This is a genomic window from Paraburkholderia youngii, assembly GCF_013366925.1.
GTDB classification, from domain to species: Bacteria; Pseudomonadota; Gammaproteobacteria; order Burkholderiales; family Burkholderiaceae; genus Paraburkholderia; species Paraburkholderia youngii.
In genome coordinates, this window is the sequence record NZ_JAALDK010000001.1 from 4,677,570 (window position 1) to 4,694,233 (window position 16,664).

Annotated in this window: 15 protein-coding genes; 2 read left to right on the forward strand and 13 right to left on the reverse strand. The window is 65.4% G+C overall.

Annotated features, from left to right (window positions below; genetic code table 11):
* The first annotated feature begins 34 nt into the window (after nt 1–34).
* On the forward strand, nt 35–1,003 hold the full coding sequence (locus G5S42_RS21425; protein WP_176108626.1) for a LysR family transcriptional regulator: 969 nt from the start codon (nt 35–37) through the stop codon (nt 1,001–1,003).
* A 22-nt stretch (nt 1,004–1,025) separates the two neighbouring features.
* Here G5S42_RS21425 and G5S42_RS21430 read toward each other — a convergent pair whose 3' ends face one another.
* The 4 genes from G5S42_RS21430 to G5S42_RS21445 form a co-directional block, all read right to left on the reverse strand.
* Complete coding sequence (locus tag G5S42_RS21430; protein ID WP_176108627.1) at nt 1,026–1,328, reverse strand: hypothetical protein; 303 nt, start codon at nt 1,326–1,328, stop codon at nt 1,026–1,028.
* Nucleotides 1,329–1,410: 82 nt separating this feature from the next.
* The gene (gene ligD / locus G5S42_RS21435; protein ID WP_176108628.1) at nt 1,411–4,230 is read right to left on the reverse strand and encodes a DNA ligase D; all 2,820 of its coding nucleotides are present in this window, start codon (nt 4,228–4,230) and stop codon (nt 1,411–1,413) included.
* A 48-nt stretch (nt 4,231–4,278) separates the two neighbouring features.
* A complete protein-coding gene (gene ku / locus G5S42_RS21440; protein ID WP_176108629.1) occupies nt 4,279–5,289 on the reverse strand; it encodes a non-homologous end joining protein Ku in 1,011 nt (336 codons plus the stop codon).
* Between the two features lie 197 nt (nt 5,290–5,486).
* The gene (locus G5S42_RS21445) at nt 5,487–6,722 is read right to left on the reverse strand and encodes a cytochrome P450 (protein ID WP_176108630.1); all 1,236 of its coding nucleotides are present in this window, start codon (nt 6,720–6,722) and stop codon (nt 5,487–5,489) included.
* Between the two features lie 286 nt (nt 6,723–7,008).
* Between G5S42_RS21445 and serB the strand changes: the two genes are divergently transcribed.
* Complete coding sequence (serB, locus tag G5S42_RS21450) at nt 7,009–7,848, forward strand: phosphoserine phosphatase SerB (protein ID WP_176108631.1); 840 nt, start codon at nt 7,009–7,011, stop codon at nt 7,846–7,848.
* A 74-nt stretch (nt 7,849–7,922) separates the two neighbouring features.
* On the opposite strand, the gene G5S42_RS45225 is transcribed toward serB, so the two are convergent.
* From G5S42_RS45225 to phaR, 9 genes are all read right to left on the reverse strand, one after another.
* Nucleotides 7,923–8,054, reverse strand: a complete 132-nt coding sequence (locus tag G5S42_RS45225; protein WP_018432050.1) for a hypothetical protein — start codon at nt 8,052–8,054, stop codon at nt 7,923–7,925.
* Between the two features lie 51 nt (nt 8,055–8,105).
* Nucleotides 8,106–8,555, reverse strand: a complete 450-nt coding sequence (locus G5S42_RS44375) for a hypothetical protein (RefSeq protein ID WP_246392044.1) — start codon at nt 8,553–8,555, stop codon at nt 8,106–8,108.
* Nucleotides 8,556–8,736: 181 nt separating this feature from the next.
* The gene (locus G5S42_RS21460) at nt 8,737–9,921 is read right to left on the reverse strand and encodes a cystathionine beta-lyase (RefSeq protein WP_176108632.1); all 1,185 of its coding nucleotides are present in this window, start codon (nt 9,919–9,921) and stop codon (nt 8,737–8,739) included.
* Between the two features lie 84 nt (nt 9,922–10,005).
* Nucleotides 10,006–10,674: a hypothetical protein gene (locus G5S42_RS21465; protein ID WP_176108633.1), complete on the reverse strand. Its 669-nt coding sequence runs from the start codon at nt 10,672–10,674 to the stop codon at nt 10,006–10,008.
* Between the two features lie 63 nt (nt 10,675–10,737).
* Nucleotides 10,738–11,922 carry a beta-ketothiolase BktB gene (gene bktB, locus G5S42_RS21470; protein ID WP_176108634.1) on the reverse strand — a complete coding sequence of 395 codons (1,185 nt, stop codon included), beginning with the start codon at nt 11,920–11,922 and terminating at the stop codon, nt 10,738–10,740.
* 85 nt (nt 11,923–12,007) lie between these two features.
* Entirely contained in the window at nt 12,008–12,958 is a 951-nt protein-coding gene (locus G5S42_RS21475) for a sugar kinase (RefSeq protein ID WP_176108635.1), read from the reverse strand.
* Nucleotides 12,959–12,961: 3 nt separating this feature from the next.
* Complete coding sequence (rimO, locus tag G5S42_RS21480) at nt 12,962–14,356, reverse strand: 30S ribosomal protein S12 methylthiotransferase RimO (protein WP_176108636.1); 1,395 nt, start codon at nt 14,354–14,356, stop codon at nt 12,962–12,964.
* 82 nt (nt 14,357–14,438) lie between these two features.
* Nucleotides 14,439–15,482 (reverse strand): tRNA dihydrouridine synthase, encoded by a 1,044-nt coding sequence (locus G5S42_RS21485; RefSeq protein WP_176108637.1) that lies wholly within the window; start codon nt 15,480–15,482, stop codon nt 14,439–14,441.
* A 430-nt stretch (nt 15,483–15,912) separates the two neighbouring features.
* A complete protein-coding gene (gene phaR / locus G5S42_RS21490; protein ID WP_176108638.1) occupies nt 15,913–16,530 on the reverse strand; it encodes a polyhydroxyalkanoate synthesis repressor PhaR in 618 nt (205 codons plus the stop codon).
* Nucleotides 16,531–16,664: the final 134 nt, after the last annotated feature.

A 16,664-nucleotide genomic window follows, 5' to 3' on the forward strand; every position in this document is an offset into this window, starting at 1 on the left:
TAATCACTGAAACATTTTTTGGTTTTTCAGAATAATGAACGATTCAACTCCGGCTGGGCGGTCCCTGCCCAGCGAGCGCGAACGGCTCGATCTGCTCGATGTCGGGCTGTTCGTGCGCGCCGCGCTGCTCGCCAACGTGTCGGCGGCCGGGCGCGAGTTCGGTTTGTCGGCGGCGGTCGCGAGCGCTCGGATCGCCCAACTCGAAAAGCTGCTCGGCGCGCGTTTGTTGCATCGGACCACGCGCCGCATCAGCCTCACCCAGGACGGTGAAGTGTTCATGACGCGCGCCGAGGCGCTGCTCGACGCGGCCGCCGCCGCACGCGCAGCGGTCGGCCGCGCGCAGGCCGAGCCGCAGGGACGGCTGCGCGTGACGATGCCGTCGTCGTTCGGGCGTCAGCATGTGTCGCCGGTGATCAGCGAGTTTTTGCGCCGCTATCCGGGCGTCAACGTCGATCTGCGCCTGACGGATCAGGTGGTCGATCTGGTCGACGCGGGCATCGATGTCGCGATCCGCGTCGGCGTGCTGAAGGATTCGTCGCTGGTCGCGCGGCGGCTCGCGGTCAATCGCCGCGTGCTGTGCGCGGCCCCCGCCTATCTGGCCGCGCACGGCACGCCGCATCATCCGTCGGATCTCGCGCGGTACGAGTGCATCATCCTGTCGGAGCAGCGCGACTGGCGCTTCGTGACGCCCACTGGCCCGCTCGACGTGCGCGTGAGCGGCCGCCTCGTCACCGACAATGGCGAGGTGATTCGCGACGCGCTGCTCGCGGGCTTCGGCATCGCGCTGAAATCGACATGGGACGTGGCACCCTATCTGCGCAGCGGCGAACTCGTCAGTGTGCTCGACAGCTATCCGCTCGCGGACGACGTCGCGATCTGGGCCGTGTACCCGAGCCGCGCGTTCGTGCCGCCGAAGACGCTCGCATTCATCGACTTCGTCGCCGCGCATTTCGGCGATCCGCCGTATTGGGACCGGGAGCCGGTTGGACTGGCGGGCGCGTAGGCGTCACGCCCGGTACGCGGCGTCAGCGCTTGCCACTCTTCGCGCCGACCTGCTTGCGATCCGAATTCACATCGGCATGCGAGTCGTTCTGCGTGCGCTGCTGATACTCGCCGCCGCCGCGGCGGTCGGTATCCTGCAAGCCATGCTCGATATCCTCATGCGCCTGCTTGCCGACATCGCGCGGATGGTCCTCGTGCTGTGACTGCGGATGCTGGTCGGTTTCATGCGGCAGCGGCGCCGCGGCTTCCTGCAACGACTTCGGGTCCTTGTTCGCGTGCGGGTCGGCTTGCGACTCGCCATCAGTCGATTGCGGCAGGGTCTTCATTGCATTGCTCCTTCGCGAAGCGCGTTCGCGCACTGAGTGCGCATGGCGAATTCGCGGGTTGTTCTGCCACCTGGACGAGCACTCATGACGCGACGCCCAGACGTTTTTTCATCGCCGCGGTGATGCGCTGACGCGTCTTCGCATAGTCGGCCCATGGGTCGCTTGCGAGGCCGTCCACGCGCTCGTGGACGTTGCGGATGCCCCATTGATCGCCGCCCGTCGTGCTGTCGAGTTCGTCCCACGCGAGCGGCACCGACACGCCGAGCCCCGGCCGCGCCCGCGCCGAGAATGCGGCCACCGTGCTAGAGCCGCGGTTGTTGCGCAGATAGTCGATGAAGATCTTCTTCTTGCGATTCTGCGCGCCCATCTTCGCGCTGAAGAACTGCGGCAGCGTCGTCGCCATATGCTGCGCGACCGCCTGCGAGAAATCCTTCACTTCGTCCCAGCCGGCCTGCTTCGCGAGCGGCACGACCACGTGCAAGCCCTTGCCGCCGCTCGTCTTGACGAACGACTTCAGGCCCAGTTCGTCGAGCAGCGAGCGGGTCAGTTGCGCGGCATCGACCATCCGTTCCCAGCCGAGCGACGGGTCCGGGTCGAGATCGAACACCATCCGATCGGGCTTTTCGATATTCGACGCGAGCGCATTCCACGTGTGAAATTCGACGGTGCCCATCTGCGCGGCGCCGACCAGCGCGGCAAGCGTGTCGATCGTGATCAGCGCAGGATGGCCCGGGTCGAGTCCCTCGTGCTGCGTGACGTGCGGAATCGACAGCTTCTGACTGTGCTTCTGGAAGAACAGCTCGCCGCCGATATCCTCGGGCGCGCGCACCAGCGCGACGGGCCGCTCGCGCAGATGCGGCAGCATCCATTCGGCGATTGATTCGTAGTACTGCACCAGTTCGAGCTTGCTTGCGCCGCTGCTCTTGTCGATCACGCGATCGGGATGCGAGATGCGCACGCCGGCGATTTCGTTTTGCGCGCGCGAGCGTGTTGCCGTGGTTCGGGCGGGCGCGCTTTCCGTCGCGGCGGGCGTGGCGGTCCTGGCGGTTTTCGTGGCTGCGCGCTTTTTCGGCGCGCCTGTTTGCCGCGTATCGTCGGCGGCGGTTTCGGTTTGCTGTTGCACGTCGGCTCCTTGTCGGGCGGTTTCCCTGACGATCTGGCGCGCCGGTTTGTCGTCGCGCAGACTGACGAACGACGCCTGGCGCACGATGCCGTCGCTGGTCCATTCGGCGAAGTTGCATTCGGCGACGAGCACCGGCTCGACCCAGTGCACGGGCGTGCGGCTGCGCTCACGCGGCGCGCTCGCGAACGGCATGCTCTTGCTCGCGTGCGCGTCGAGCGCCTGTTTGACCGAGCGCAGCAAGGCGGCGTCGAAGCCGGTGCCGACGCGCCCCGCGTACTGCAGTTGGCCGTCGGCGTCGTAGACGCCGAGCAACAGCGCGCCGAACGCCTCGCGGCTGCCGGCCGGCTCTGAATAGCCGCCGATCACGAACTCCTGGCGGCGTCGGCACTTCAGCTTGATCCACGACGGCGCGCGGCCCGACACATAGCGGCTGTCGCGCCGCTTGCCGATGATGCCTTCGAGCCCCATGTCACACGCGCTCCTGAGCAGCTCGCCGGCGCTGAACGCGAAGTCGTTCGAAAAGCGCAGCACGCGATCGTCGACGCCTTCGAGCAGCGCGCGCAGAATCGCGCGGCGCTGTTCGAGCGGTACGCCGCGCAGGTCGTAGCCGTTCAGGAACGGCACATCGAACAGATAGATGACGATGTCCTGCGGGCGGTGCGCATCGAACGCGTTTTGCAGCAACTGGAAGCTCGGCACGTCGCGTTCATCGAGCACGACCGCTTCGCCGTCGAGCCACGCGCTTTGCAGGTCGAGCCCGGCGATGGCCTCGATCTGTTTGCTGAATCTGGTGGTCCAGTCGTTGCCGTTGCGCGTGAAAACACTGACCGCACCAGCCTTCTTCTTTGACGCGTGGTCGATGCGCGCGAGCACGCGGTAGCCATCGAACTTGATTTCGTACAGCCAGTCGTCGCCATGCGGCGCAGTGTCGACGAGCGTCGCCAGCTCCGGCGTCAAGCTCGCGGGCAAGGCGGCTTTGACCGCGCCTTCGATCGATGGCGATGCGGCGAGTTCACGTAACGACTGCGCGGTACGCGTGGCGACGATGTCGGGGCGCTTGGGATCGGCTGCGCGGCGCAAGGAGGCGGACTTCGCTGGCTTGCCTGTGCCCGTGGCTTTGCCGTCGCCCGACGTTTTCGTCTGCGCTTTCGCTTGCTTCGTTTTCCTGCCTTTCGACGCGCCGTCGGCCAGCACGCTGCCCGGCAGTTCTTTGAGCACGTCGTAGTCGCTCTCGTCGCGCGCTTCCTCGTCGCGCTCCTTGATCAGCAGCCATTGCTCCTTGTCGCCGCTGCCGCGCATATGGCTGCGTACCAGCGTCCAGCCGCCGTGCAGCTTCTCACCGTGCAAATGAAACTTGAGCTTGCCGGCCGCGTACGACCGCGCGGCCTCGGCCACGCCGCCCGCCGGCTCCCACGTGCCGCGATCCCAGACGATCACGGTTCCCGCACCGTAGTTGCCGGGCGGAATCTCGCCCTCGAACGTCCCGTATTCGACCGGATGGTCTTCGACGTGCACCGCGAGCCGCTTGACCGACGGGTCGAGGCTCGGTCCCTTCGGAACCGCCCACGACAGCAGCGCGCCGTTCAGTTCGAGCCGGAAGTCGTAGTGCAGACGCCGCGCGTCGTGCTCCTGGATCACGTAGGAAAGTGTGTCGGGCGCGGCACGCGTCGCGCTCCTGCCCGCCTTGCTTGCCGCGCGCTTGCGGGTCGCCGCGCCGGATGGCTCCGGCGTGTCTTCGAAGCGGCGCTTGCGGTGGTAGAGCTCGAGTCGGTCGTTCATGGCGATGACTCCGGTGCGTTGGCTGCGATAGGCGGGTCGGCCGCGCGTTCAGGCCGCCGCGCGCCGTTTGCGCGATGTTGCTGTGGTTTTCGATGCAGCGCGGGCGCTGCTGCCACTACCGCTGCGACTGCGCGCGGTGCTTGTCGTGCGAGCCTTTTTGCGCGCGGGCGCGGCCGCCTCTTCATCGGCCTCGGCTTCGCTATCGGTCTGATCCTCGTCCTCGCCGGCGGCGCGCTTGCGGCCCGTGGCAGCCTGCTTGCCCTTGCCGCGGCCGAGGCTGCGTTTGAGCAGATCGGACAGGTCGAGAATGTCGGCGGACTTGCGCGACTCGTGCGGCGTTTCGACCTCGGTGACTTCCTCGGTCTTGCCCGCCTGGATCTTGCGCTCGACGAGCGCCATGATGTCGTCGCGAAACGTATCGTGATACTGCATCGGGTCCCACGTCTCGCTCATGTCGTCGATCAGCTTTTTCGCCATGTCGAGTTCTTTGGCCGACACGCCGGCGGCCTTCATGCCTTCGGGCGGCACCTTGAATTCGTCCAGACCGCGTACCTCGTCGGCCCAGCGCAGCGTGTTCAGCGCGAGCATCGGACCGAGCGGAATCAGCGCGGCCAGATGCTGCTTGTTGTGCAGCACGACGCTCGCGACGCCGATCTTGCCCGAGGCTGTCATCGCCTCGCGCAACAACGCATAGACTTTTTCGCCCTTGCGGTCGGGCGTCAGGAAATACGGCGTGTCGAGATAGAGAAACGAGATGTCGGCGGCGTCGACGAACGCGAGGATGTCGACCGTCTGCGTCGACTCGGGATTCGCCGAGCGGATTTCGTCGTCCGACAGTACGACGTAGTGATCCTTCTCGTATTCGAAGCCGCGCACGATGTTCTCGCGGGTCACGTCCTTGCCGGTGCGCTTGTTGATCTGCTTATAGCCGATCGGGTCGATCGTGCGCTTGTCGAGCAGATTGAAGCCGACCTTCTCCGACCGCGTCGCCGGATAGAGCTGCACCGGTACGTGGACCAGCCCGAAACTGATTGCGCCCTTCCAGATCATATGTGCCATCGCGCGCTCCCCTGTCCCACGGCCCTGAGATATCAGGCGCAGCAGCAAGCGTGCCCGAGTTTTGGCGGGTTTTGCGCTGCCGCTACGCTTAAAGCACGAGCCGTTCCGCTCGGCGGCGTGCCGTCATGAGGCTGTAAGTCTTGCGACAAGGCGGCAAAAGCTACGGCTGTCCTCGTGTGCGCGCTACCGGGGTCGCATCAAGGCTCGAGCAGGACCGGCACGGACGCAAACCCGCGAAACCGCACGCGCCCGCCCCGCGTCGGCTCGCCATCGACGCGATACGCCGGGAAGCGCCGCACGAAGCGCCCGATCGCAATCCGCGCCTCCAGCCGCGCCAGCGACAGGCCCGCGCACTGATGAATGCCGAAGCCGAACGCGAGATGCCGGTTCGGATCGCGGCGGATATCGAAGCGGTCCGGCTCGGCAAATTGCTCGGGATCGCGATTGGCCGCGCCGATGCACAGCGTGACCGGCGTGCCGCGCGCAACCGCGACGCCGCCGATCTCGGTATCGACGGTGGTCATGCGATTGCCGAGCTGGTTCGAACTCTCGAAGCGCAGACATTCCTCGACCGCGGTGCCGATCAACTCGGGCTCGCGCAGCAGCGCGGCGCGCTCGTCAGGCCATTGGCTCAGTGTGACGAGCCCGTTGCCGATCAGGTTGGTGGTCGTTTCATGCCCTGCGTTCAGGATGAAAATGCAGTTCTGCAGCAGCTCGGCTTCCGATAGCTGCTCGTGCGCGCCCTCGCCCTGAATCAGCCGCGTCAGCACGTCGTGCTGCGGATCGCCGGGCTCGCGGCGGCGGCGCGCGACGAGGCCGCGCAGATAGTCGACGAATTCGCTGACCGCGCGATTGCCGCGCTCGAACTGCGCGTCGGTCAGCGACGGCTCGAGCGCGCCGAGTATCGCGAGCGACCAGTCGCGCAGCGGTGCGCGCTCGTCGTGCGGCACGTCGAGCAGATTACCGATGACCTCGACCGGAATCGCCGCCGCGAACTCGCCGATCAGATCGATCCGTCGGCGCTGCGCGGCCGCGTCGAGCAGACCGTCGACGAGCCGGATCAACGCGGGCTCCATCGCCGCGATCGCGCGCGCGGTCAGCGCGCCAGCGATCAGCTTGCGCACACGCGTATGGCGCGGCGGATCGTTGAACACGAGGCTCGTGGTGTGATGCGCGTAGAGCGGCGAGTCGCCATATTTCGGGCGGAACTCGACGGTCTTGTCGGAACTGAAGGTCTTCGGGTCACGGTAGACCGCCTGCACGTCGCGAAAGCGCGTCAGGAACAGCGAGCCGTCGGGCATGCGCCGGATCGGGTCATAGGTGCGCAGTGCGTGATAGACCGGATAGGGATCGGCGTAGAACGCGGGGCTCAGATGACGCAGATCGAATTCGCGGGCAAGGGAGGAAGCGTCGCAGGCGGTTGCAGGGGTCATGCGTTGTCTCCGTGGGGCGTCTTGTTGCGCTTGTGATGTGGCGGGTTCGTGTGACCGCATTTGTTCGGTCCGTTCCGTTACGGCGATATGCGAAATGCCGACTTCTGCCAACCTGACGACGACCGCGCCACACGATTCGATGCGTCAGTATGAACCGCGCACTGTCGGAGCGCACGGCAAACCCGCCCACGACAGCCGCCCGCGACGGCGCGGCGCACGGAACCGATACAATAGCGGGATTTTCCGCGCGCCACGCGCCTCTTTCTTCCCGCGTCACTGGTCGTCCATGAACCTCGTCATTCAAAGCGTCGCCCCCCTTTCCGCCGACCACCACAAAACGCTCGTCGCGCTCGCGCGCGGCTCGCACGCCACCGTCATCGACGAGAGCGCGATTCGCATCGCCGGCGCGAACCTCGCGCAACGCGCCGACGTCGAAGCGTATTGCTATACGCATCAACTCGACTACGCGTTTGTCGAAGCCGGCCGCCAGTTGCGCGACTTCGGCCTCGTCGCGATGGACATGGATTCGACGCTGATCACGATCGAGTGCATCGATGAAATCGCCGATTTCTGCGGGCTCAAAGCCGAAGTCGCGGCGATCACCGAGGCTGCGATGCGCGGCGAGATCAAGGACTTCAACGAAAGCCTGACGCGCCGCGTCGCGCTGCTGAAGGGGCTCGACGCCAGCGCGCTCGAGCGCGTGTATGACGAGCGGCTGCAGTTGTCGCCGGGCGCCGAACGCATGCTCGCCGGCGCGAAACGGGCGGGCCTGAAAACGCTGCTCGTGTCGGGCGGCTTCACGTTCTTCACCGCGAAGCTGACAGCGCGCCTCGGCCTCGATTTCACGCGTGCGAACACGCTCGAAATTGTCGACGGCAAGCTGACCGGCAACGTGATTGGCGAGATCGTCAACGCGGACGTGAAAGCGCGCACGCTGCGCGAAGCCTGCGCGACGCTCGGCATCGAGCCTTCGCGCGCAATTGCGATGGGTGACGGCTCGAACGATCTGAAAATGATGGCCGAAGCCGGACTTTCCGTTGCCTTCCGCGCGAAGCCGGTGGTGCGCGAAGCAGCCAGCGTGTCGTTCAATTTCGTTGGACTGGACGGGTTGCTGCGGTTGTTCTGAGGCTGTTGCTTGAGGGGTTCGTTATCGCGCCGGCACAACGACCGACGCGATAACGAAATGCGCGAACTGTGTTGTTATCTGTTGAAAATGGCCGGCAGGAACAGGGCGCACATGCCGATGGAAATCAGGATGTTGAAGATCAACACACCCTTCATGATGCGGTCGTGATTTTTGCCTATTTCCAGCGACAGAATAAATTGTTTCATAAGCTCCTCCACGAGACGGAGCAAGTATAAGCGCTGCACTATCCCATAAATCTAATTAAGGTAAATGTGTAGGGCCGCGAATAGAAACGCCGCCAGGCAGATCGTGAAAATCGACGCGCTTATCGCCCCACGTGATAGCGTGCCAACCATGGACTTGGTTTGCCTGTCATCGCGAGCGGCGACGAATCCATCCTGCCGCACCTTGAGCAAGCACGCCATCACGGCTATGGAACAGGCGAATGCCAGCCCGCAAAACCCGACAATCCCCAACGCAAGCATCGAGGACTCCCCGCTGCCCTGCTCCAACGCAATCACCGCCTCATAAATCGCGGCGGCACACAGTCCGATCGCACACCAGAACAATTGCCCGTCTTTCACTGACGCCGCAATCATCGTCCTCGCAACGCGCCAGCCATACGCGGGCGCAACGAGCGCAAGCGTAAAAATCGGCCCGGCAATCGGCACCGCGAGATTCAGCAACACCCAGAAGAAAAGATTCATGGAAGCCCCTCCCCGAGCGCGGCAACGTTATTCGGCAAGCACACGATCGTAGCGTCGCGCAACCGTATCGAACATTCGGCCAAACGGTCAGGTCTGCTCGATACTCCGGGCAACAAAAAAGCCCGCCGGGAACGCATCCCGACGGGCTTCTCGAACAACGTGTCGAACAGGCTAACGCGTATTAAGCCAGCTTAGCCAGGCTCTGCTCGATATCCGCGCGCAGATCCGCCTCGTCTTCGAGACCGATATAGAAACGCACCAGCGTGCCGCGGTGCGGCCACTGTGCCGCCGTGCGCATCGACGCGATGTCATACGGCATCGCGAGGCTATGCGCGCCGCCCCAGCTCCAGCCGAGCGAAAACAGTTCGAGCGATTCGCAGAACGTGTCGATCTGCGCCGCGCTGTATCGCTCATCGAACACGACCGAGAACAGGCCGCCCGCGCCGGTGAAATCACGCTTGTACACTTCGTGCCCCGGACAGTCGGCCAGCGCCGGATGCAGCACCGCGACGATTTCCGGTCGGCTCTTCAACCACGCCGCGAGCGACAGCGCCGCGCGATCGTGCTGCGCGAAACGCAGTTGCATGCTCGGCAGGCTGCGCAGGATCAGCGAGCAGTCGTCCGAGGATACGCCGATGCCCATGCGCATGCGCGCCGCTTTCAGCTTCACATGCACGTCGCGGTCAACCGTGATCGTCGCGCCCATCAGCACGTCGCCGCCGCCCGACTGGTACTTGGTCAGCGCCTGCACCGAGATGTCGACGCCGTGGTCGAACGGCCGGAACGCGAGGCCGGCGGACCACGTGTTGTCGATCGCGGTGAAGACGTTGCGCGCGCGCGCCGCCGCCGTGATGGCCGGCACGTCGGGCACTTCCATCGTCACCGAGCCGGGCGCCTCGATCCAGATCAGGCGCGTGTTCGGCTGGATCAGCCTGGCAATGTCCGCGCCGATCAGCGGATCGTAGTAGCGCGCCGTTATGCCGAAATCGCGCGCGAGCCAGTCGCCGTGATCGCGGTTCGGCGAATAGACGTTATCGGGGATCAGCACGTCGTCGCCGGCCTTCACTAGGCCGAAGTAGACGTTCGAGATCGACGACAGCCCCGACGGCTGCAGCAGCGCATGATTGCCGCCCTCGATCGCGGCGAGGCGCTGCGCGAGCGCGATCTGCGTCGGCGTCGCATGCAGGCCGTAGCGCCATTGCGCGTCGTTTTTCCAGTCGAGCGCGCGCATCGCGGCGAGATCGGGAAACACCACCGTCGACGCCCGCGTGACCGGCGTCGAGAACGATTCGAAGCCCGGGGTGATGTCGTCCTCGGCACGCACGATGCGGGTCTGCAGGCGGTGTTTGAGTTTGGATTCAGTCATGTGGAGCTCGATGAAATACACAGGGAAGCGGGCTTGGAGCAACCGCCGCGCCGCGCGACTCAAGATGCCCGGCGTGCGTACGCATCAGTCGCCGGTTTGCAGGTTGCTGACGCCGCCCACCGGGTGCCCGCCGGCAGCGGATGCCGGCGTGGGAGCCGCCACTGCGCCGTTCACGGCAGCCGGCTGCGGAGTTGGGGGGGCCGCCTTGGCGGCCGCCGCGCCGGCCGAAGCGGCCGCAGGTGCCGCCTGCCCCGCCGCCAGAGGCTTCAGGTTGAATTCCTGAGGGTTCGAATCGTCGACGTTCATGCGGTCGCCTTCGAGCGAGCCGTCCGCTGCGAACTTGCCGACCCAATTGCCGGTGATATGCGTGCCGTCGTTCGATTCTTCGACTTCGAGCGTATCGCCGACGCGATCGCCGGCGATCAGGATCACCTCGCCGTTATCGGTGTACTGATACTCGCCGTGCACGCCGGAAGGATCGTCGGTCTTGGGCCCGAGCCGCAGCACGATCGGCCGCGCGCCGAGCGTGCCCACGTAGCGCGGAAACTTCGCGAACTCGGGGCTCGGTTTCAGCGGCAGCTGAATCGGCGGCGGCGCGGCCAGCTCCTTGACTGCATCGCTTTCCGCCCACGCCTGCGACGGCATCCACAGCACCGTGCCGGCACACAGCAGCGCGGCGGCGCTTGCCACCGCGCCGGCGCGCCGACGCAACGTGCGTGTTGCCGAACCCTTCGTCACTTTCGCTTCCCGCATCCTGTCGATCCTTGTTGCTGGTTCCTGCTTGCTATCTATGCCGGGCCGGCCTGCCGTGCGCGGTCACAGACGCTCGAAAACCGCCGCGATCCCCTGGCCGCCGCCGATGCACATCGTGACGAGCGCATAACGCCCGCCGATGCGCTGCAGCTCGTACAGCGCCTTCACGGTGATCAGCGCGCCGGTCGCGCCAATCGGATGGCCGAGCGAAATGCCCGAGCCATTCGGATTGACCTTGGCCGGATCGAAACCGAGCTCCTTGCTGACCGCACAGGCCTGCGCGGCGAATGCCTCGTTGGCCTCGATCACGTCGAGATCGGCGACCGTCAGACCCGCCCGCTCGAGCGCCTTACGGCTCGCTGGCACCGGCCCGATGCCCATATACGCCGGATCGACGCCCGCATGCGCGTACGACACGAGCCGCGCCAACGGCTTCACGCCGCGCCGCTCGGCGACGCTGCGCTCCATCAGCACGACGGCCGCCGCCGCGTCGTTGATGCCCGACGCGTTGCCCGCCGTCACCGTGCCGTTGTCCTTCACGAACACCGGCTTCAGCTTCGCGAAATCGTCGGCGGTTGCGTTCAGCCGCGCGTGCTCGTCGGTGTCGAATACGACGTCGCCCTTCTTCGACGCGAGCGTGATCGGCAGAATCTGTTCCTTGAAGTAGCCGCTCGTGATCGCGTGAGCCGCGCGACGGTGCGACTCGAGCGCGAGCGCGTCCTGCGCGTCGCGCGAGATGTCGTACTTGCGCGCGACGTTCTCGGCGGTCACGCCCATATGGATCGACTGGAACGGATCGTTGAGCGCGCCGACCATCATGTCGACCAGACGCGCATCGCCCATGCGCTGACCGAAGCGCGCGGCCGGCATCGAGTACGGCGCGCGGCTCATGTTTTCAGCGCCGCCGCCGATCGCGATATCGGCGTCGCCGAGCAGCACGCTTTGCGCGGCCGACACGATGGCCTGCAAGCCCGAGCCGCACAGCCGGTTCACCGTCAGCGCGGGGGTATGCTGCGCGACCCCGCCGTTGATCGCCGCGACGCGCGCGAGATACATGTCTTTCGGCTCGGTGTGCACGACGTTGCCGAACACGACGTGCCCGACTTCATCGCCCGACACGCTCGCGCGCTCGAGCACTTCGCGCACGACGCGCGCGCCGAGATCGGTCGGGGCAAAATCCTTCAGGCTACCGCCGAACGTGCCGATTGCCGTGCGCACACCGCTTACCACCACTACGTCCCGTTGCATCGCTTGCCCCTCCTGTTGTCTCCAGTTCGCCTGGATGATTGCGCCAACGCGGGCCATGCTGCGCCGCGCGCGGCTTACGTAATATCTAGCCCGCCAGCAGCCGCTCGACGGTCTCGCGCGACGGGATCGGCGCGACCGCGCCATAACCTTGCGTCGACAGCGCGGCGGCGACGTTCGCGTAGCGCGCGGCCGCAAATGGATCGTCGCCCGCAACGATGCGCGCGATGAATGCGCCGCCGAAGCAGTCGCCGGCGCCGGTCGCATCGACCGCATCGACGACGTGACCCGGCACGACGCGTCGCTCGTTAGCCGTCGCGATATACGAGCCGTCCTTGCCGAGCTTCAGCGCGACCACGCTCGGCCCGTGCGACAGCAGAAAATCGACGATTTCGTCGCGGCCCGTCAGCCCCGTCAGTTCGGTGACGTCGTCCCAGCTCGGCAGGCAGACGTCGGTCTGGCGGATCGCCTCGAGCATCACCGCACGCGCCCGCGCGAGCGGCCACAGCTTCAGACGCAGATTGGTATCGAAGCTCACGCGCACGCCATTCGCGCGCGCATGCGCGATCGCTTCGAGCGCGGCGTCGCAAGCGCTGACGCTGATCGCGAGACTGATGCCGGACAGATGAACGACCTTCGCCGCCGCGAGCGCGTCGCGCGGCAGATCGGCGGGCGCATAGCGGCTCGCCGCCGAGCCCGCGCGCAGATAGTCGAACGCATGGCCGTTGGGGCCGTGAGACACGAAATAGACGCCGGTCGACGCTAGCGCATCGATGCGCACGAACGACGTGTCGACCTGTTCGCGCTCCCACAGATCGACCAGCAGGCGTCCGAAATGATCGGCGCCGACCGCCGATACGAAGCCGGTCCTCGCACCCTGGCGCGCGGCCGCGATGCAGAAGTTCGACGTGTCGCCGCCGAAGCCTTGCAGGTAGTTCGGCTGATCCTTCGCCGACTGGTTGAATTCGATCATCGCCTCGCCGAGCGCGAGGATGTCCGGTGTTTGAGCTTCAGGCCGTGCGGCCGCGCCGAGCGCCATCGCTTAGACCTCACCCCACAAATCGTGGCCGTCCGCGCCGGTGATCTTCACCGACACGAAATCGCCGACCTTGTAGCGCTTCGATGCTTTGGTAGACGGCGCGATATAGACGACGCCGTCGATCTCCGGCGCGTCCGCCGCGGTGCGGCCGATGCCGCCGTCCGCGTTGATCTCGTCGACCAGCACCTTCAGCGTCTTGCCAACCTTCTTCGCGATGCGCTTCGCCGACACCTGCTCGGCCACTTCCATGAAGCGCGCCCGACGTTCCTCACGCACTTCGTCGGGCAGCGCGCCGTCGAGTTCGTTCGCGCTCGCGCCTTCGACCGGCGAATACGCGAAACAGCCGACGCGATCGAGCTCCGCCTCGCGGATGAAATCGAGCAGCGTCTCGAACTGCTCTTCAGTCTCGCCCGGGAAGCCGGCGATGAACGTGCTGCGGATCGTCAGATCCGGGCAGATCTCGCGCCACGCCTTCACGCGCTCCATCACCTTCTCGGCGTTGGCCGGGCGCTTCATGCGCTTGAGGACTTCCGGATGCGCGTGCTGGAACGGCACGTCGAGATACGGCAGCACGTGGCCCTTGTACGGACCCGCGGCCATCATCGGAATCACTTCGTCGACGCTCGGGTACGGATACACGTAATGCAGGCGCACCCACGCGCCGTATTGCGCGGCGAGTTCGCCGAGCGCGGCGACCAGATCCGTCATGCGCGTCTTGATCGGCTTGCCGTTCCAGAAACCGGTGCGGTATTTGACATCGACGCCGTAGGCGCTGGTGTCCTGCGAAATCACGAGCAGTTCCTTCACGCCGGACTTGAACAGGTTCTCGGCTTCGAGCATCACCTCGGCGACCGGGCGCGACACCAGATCGCCGCGCATCGACGGGATGATGCAGAACGTGCAGCGATGATTGCAGCCTTCGGAAATCTTAAGGTACGCGTAGTGGCGCGGCGTGAGCTTGACGCCCGCTGCAGGCACCAGATCGACGAACGGATCGTGCGGCTTCGGCAGATGGCTGTGCACCGCCTGCATCACCTCGCCGACCGCGTGCGGGCCGGTCACCGCGAGCACCTTCGGATGCACTTCCTCGATCAGACCAGAACCGCTCGCGCTCTTCTTTGCGCCGAGGCAGCCGGTGACGATCACCTTGCCGTTTTCGTGGAGCGCTTCGCCGATCGCGTCGAGGCTTTCCTGCACCGCTTCGTCGATGAAGCCGCAGGTGTTGACGACCACGAGGTCGGCGCCGTCATAGGTGCCGGAGATTTCGTAGCCTTCGGCGCGCAGCTGCGTGATGATCTGCTCGGAATCGACGAGGGCCTTGGGGCAGCCGAGGGAAACGAAGCCGACTTTCGGCGTGGCGCCCGGCGCGGCCGGAGCGTTCGAGGGGGTGGAAGACATGGGGGAACCGCTTGAAGACGTTAAACCCTGAATTGTAGCGGTTCGCCACCGCCACCGCTCGTAAGTCTTTGAATTCTAGTCTTCAAACGGGGATCGCTTCAGCCGGTTCGGGTTGATGCAGCTCGCTATTTTCGTCGCTAAAAACGTGCTCACGCGTTGGCGCCGACGCGCCCGCGGCCGCCAGCGCCTGGCCGATCACCGTAAGAATTTCGTCAGAGTCCTGCACGCGCCGGATCGCCGCATGCAGTTCGGCCGCTTGCGGCCAGGTCCGCTGCAGGTAGCTGAGCCACTGCTTGACGCGGCCGTGCTCATGGGTCAGCGAGCCGTGCGCCCGCAGCTTGTTCAGGTAGCCGACGATCGAACCCAGCACCTGCGGCCATTCGTCGGCCGACGCACACGGGTCCATGAGCCCGCGGATTCGCTGCGCCAGGAATGGATCCGACACGGCGCCGCGGCCAATCATCACGTCCGTGCAGCCGCTGACCGAGCGGCAGCGCTGCCAGTCCGCGACTGTCCAGACCTCGCCGTTCGCGATGACGGGCACATCGACGGCGTCGTCGATATGCGCGACCCACTCCCAGTGCGCCGGCGGCCGGTAGCGGTCGTCGCGCGTGCGCGCATGCACGACGAGCGAGGCCGCGCCGCCGTCCACGAGCGCCTGCGCGCATTCGATCGCCCGCGACGTGTCGGACACGCCGAGGCGCATTTTTGCGGTCACCGCGATATCGGCCGGCACCGCGGCGCGCACGGCCGCGACGATCTGGTTCAGCAGCTTCGGGTTCGCGAGCAGCATCGCGCCGCCGCCATGCTGATTGACCACTTTAGCGGGACAGCCGAAGTTCAGGTCGATACCGTACGGCGACAGCGTGGCCGCGTACGCGGCATTGCGCGCCATCCACCCGGGATCGCTGCCGAGCAGTTGAATCACCATCGGCGTGCCGCTGGCGGTCACGCTCGCGTGCAGGATCTCGGGCGCCTCGCGCTCATAGACGCGCGTCGGCAGCATCGAGCCCGTGATGCGGATGAACTCGGACACGCAGCCGTCGAAAGCGCCCGCGCTCGTCAGCACGTCGCGCAGCACGTAGTCCGCAAGCCCTTCCATTGGGGCGAGAAACAGCCGGCTCATGAGGATGTGGGTGAACGGCGGATCAGCGGAGAACGATCCGTGCGGCCTTCGCAACGGAAGACACGGACGTGATCAGGGAGACGGTCGGAAACATAAGGCGGGTCCAGCGGAAGGAAAACGATAACGGCGCTAGCAGCGATGTGCCGGCAGAGGGACGCAACGGACCTTGAACCGCGGCCTGAATCCGGTTCCGACGGAAAAGCGTCCCCACGCGCGGGCCGGTATTGTAGCGCGTCGGTGGCTGCGCAATCGTGCGAGCCATCTGGGAGATTGGCAACGGAGCGGCGGGATGCCAACGCTACGCCGACGGCCACGAGCTGGCTCAGCCAGGTCGCGCGATCCCGTTGCAGCCATGAAGGTCGGCTTCGCGTCCGCGGGCTACCCCCGAAGCCCTCGTCGACCCGAGCGGACGTCGCCGCCATTCACTCGTTCACTTCTTCTCCGGCTCCGGATTGCCCTGGGGCGTAGCCGGCGCATTGCTCGCGTTGTTCGCATTGACAGCGCCGCCCGGCGTGAACGGGAACGTGGCGAACATGGTCTTCGCCTGGTTCTGCATCTGCTCCTGCATTTGCACGAACATGTTCTTCGACTGCTCGATATAGCTGGTCATCATGCCCTGCATCATCGGCGCCTGCATGTTCATGAACTGCGACCAGACCTCAGGGTTCATCGCCTTGCCTTCATAGAGATTCTTCGACTGGTCGGCGAGCTTCGCCTGAATGTCGATGAAGGCCTGGATGTTCTTCTCCAGATACGTGCCCATCATGCCCTGCATCGCATGACCGTAGAACCGGATGATCTGCGACAGCATCGACGACGAGAACATCGGCAGGCCGCCGCTCTCTTCTTCGAGAATGATCTGCAGCAGGATCGAACGCGTCAGGTCCTCGTTGCTCTTGGCATCGATCACCTTGAAATCTTCCTGATCGAGCACGAGCTGCTTCACATCAGTCAGCGTGATGTAGGTGCTCGTCTCCGTGTCGTAGAGCCGACGATTCGGATATTTCTTGATCAGTCGTTCGGCCGTTTTCTTTGTAGTAGTAGTCATGTAACGCCTTTAAGCTCGAGTTAAGCAAACGCGGAAACGGCGTCCGGGCTGTGCGATCGAATCGATTGCGCAGCCGGGACGCCGGGGAAACCATCTGAGCCGGAGCGCGCCGCCATCCGGTCCGGCGCGCCGAT

Bases quoted from the DNA above. Each gene is read 5' to 3' on its own strand.
- G5S42_RS21425 (WP_176108626.1), top strand. From the start codon at position 35: ATGAACGATTCAACTCCGGCTGGGCGGTCCCTGCCCAGCGAGCGCGAA.
- ligD (WP_176108628.1), bottom strand. From the start codon at position 4,230: ATGAACGACCGACTCGAGCTCTACCACCGCAAGCGCCGCTTCGAAGAC.
- G5S42_RS21445 (WP_176108630.1), bottom strand. From the start codon at position 6,722: ATGACCCCTGCAACCGCCTGCGACGCTTCCTCCCTTGCCCGCGAATTC.
- ku (WP_176108629.1), bottom strand. From the start codon at position 5,289: ATGGCACATATGATCTGGAAGGGCGCAATCAGTTTCGGGCTGGTCCAC.
- serB (WP_176108631.1), top strand. From the start codon at position 7,009: ATGAACCTCGTCATTCAAAGCGTCGCCCCCCTTTCCGCCGACCACCAC.
- G5S42_RS21465 (WP_176108633.1), bottom strand. From the start codon at position 10,674: ATGCGGGAAGCGAAAGTGACGAAGGGTTCGGCAACACGCACGTTGCGT.
- G5S42_RS21485 (WP_176108637.1), bottom strand. From the start codon at position 15,482: ATGAGCCGGCTGTTTCTCGCCCCAATGGAAGGGCTTGCGGACTACGTG.
- G5S42_RS44375 (WP_246392044.1), bottom strand. From the start codon at position 8,555: ATGAATCTTTTCTTCTGGGTGTTGCTGAATCTCGCGGTGCCGATTGCC.
- G5S42_RS21460 (WP_176108632.1), bottom strand. From the start codon at position 9,921: ATGACTGAATCCAAACTCAAACACCGCCTGCAGACCCGCATCGTGCGT.
- rimO (WP_176108636.1), bottom strand. From the start codon at position 14,356: ATGTCTTCCACCCCCTCGAACGCTCCGGCCGCGCCGGGCGCCACGCCG.
- G5S42_RS21475 (WP_176108635.1), bottom strand. From the start codon at position 12,958: ATGGCGCTCGGCGCGGCCGCACGGCCTGAAGCTCAAACACCGGACATC.
- phaR (WP_176108638.1), bottom strand. From the start codon at position 16,530: ATGACTACTACTACAAAGAAAACGGCCGAACGACTGATCAAGAAATAT.
- bktB (WP_176108634.1), bottom strand. From the start codon at position 11,922: ATGCAACGGGACGTAGTGGTGGTAAGCGGTGTGCGCACGGCAATCGGC.
- G5S42_RS21430 (WP_176108627.1), bottom strand. From the start codon at position 1,328: ATGAAGACCCTGCCGCAATCGACTGATGGCGAGTCGCAAGCCGACCCG.
- G5S42_RS45225 (WP_018432050.1), bottom strand. From the start codon at position 8,054: ATGAAACAATTTATTCTGTCGCTGGAAATAGGCAAAAATCACGACCGC.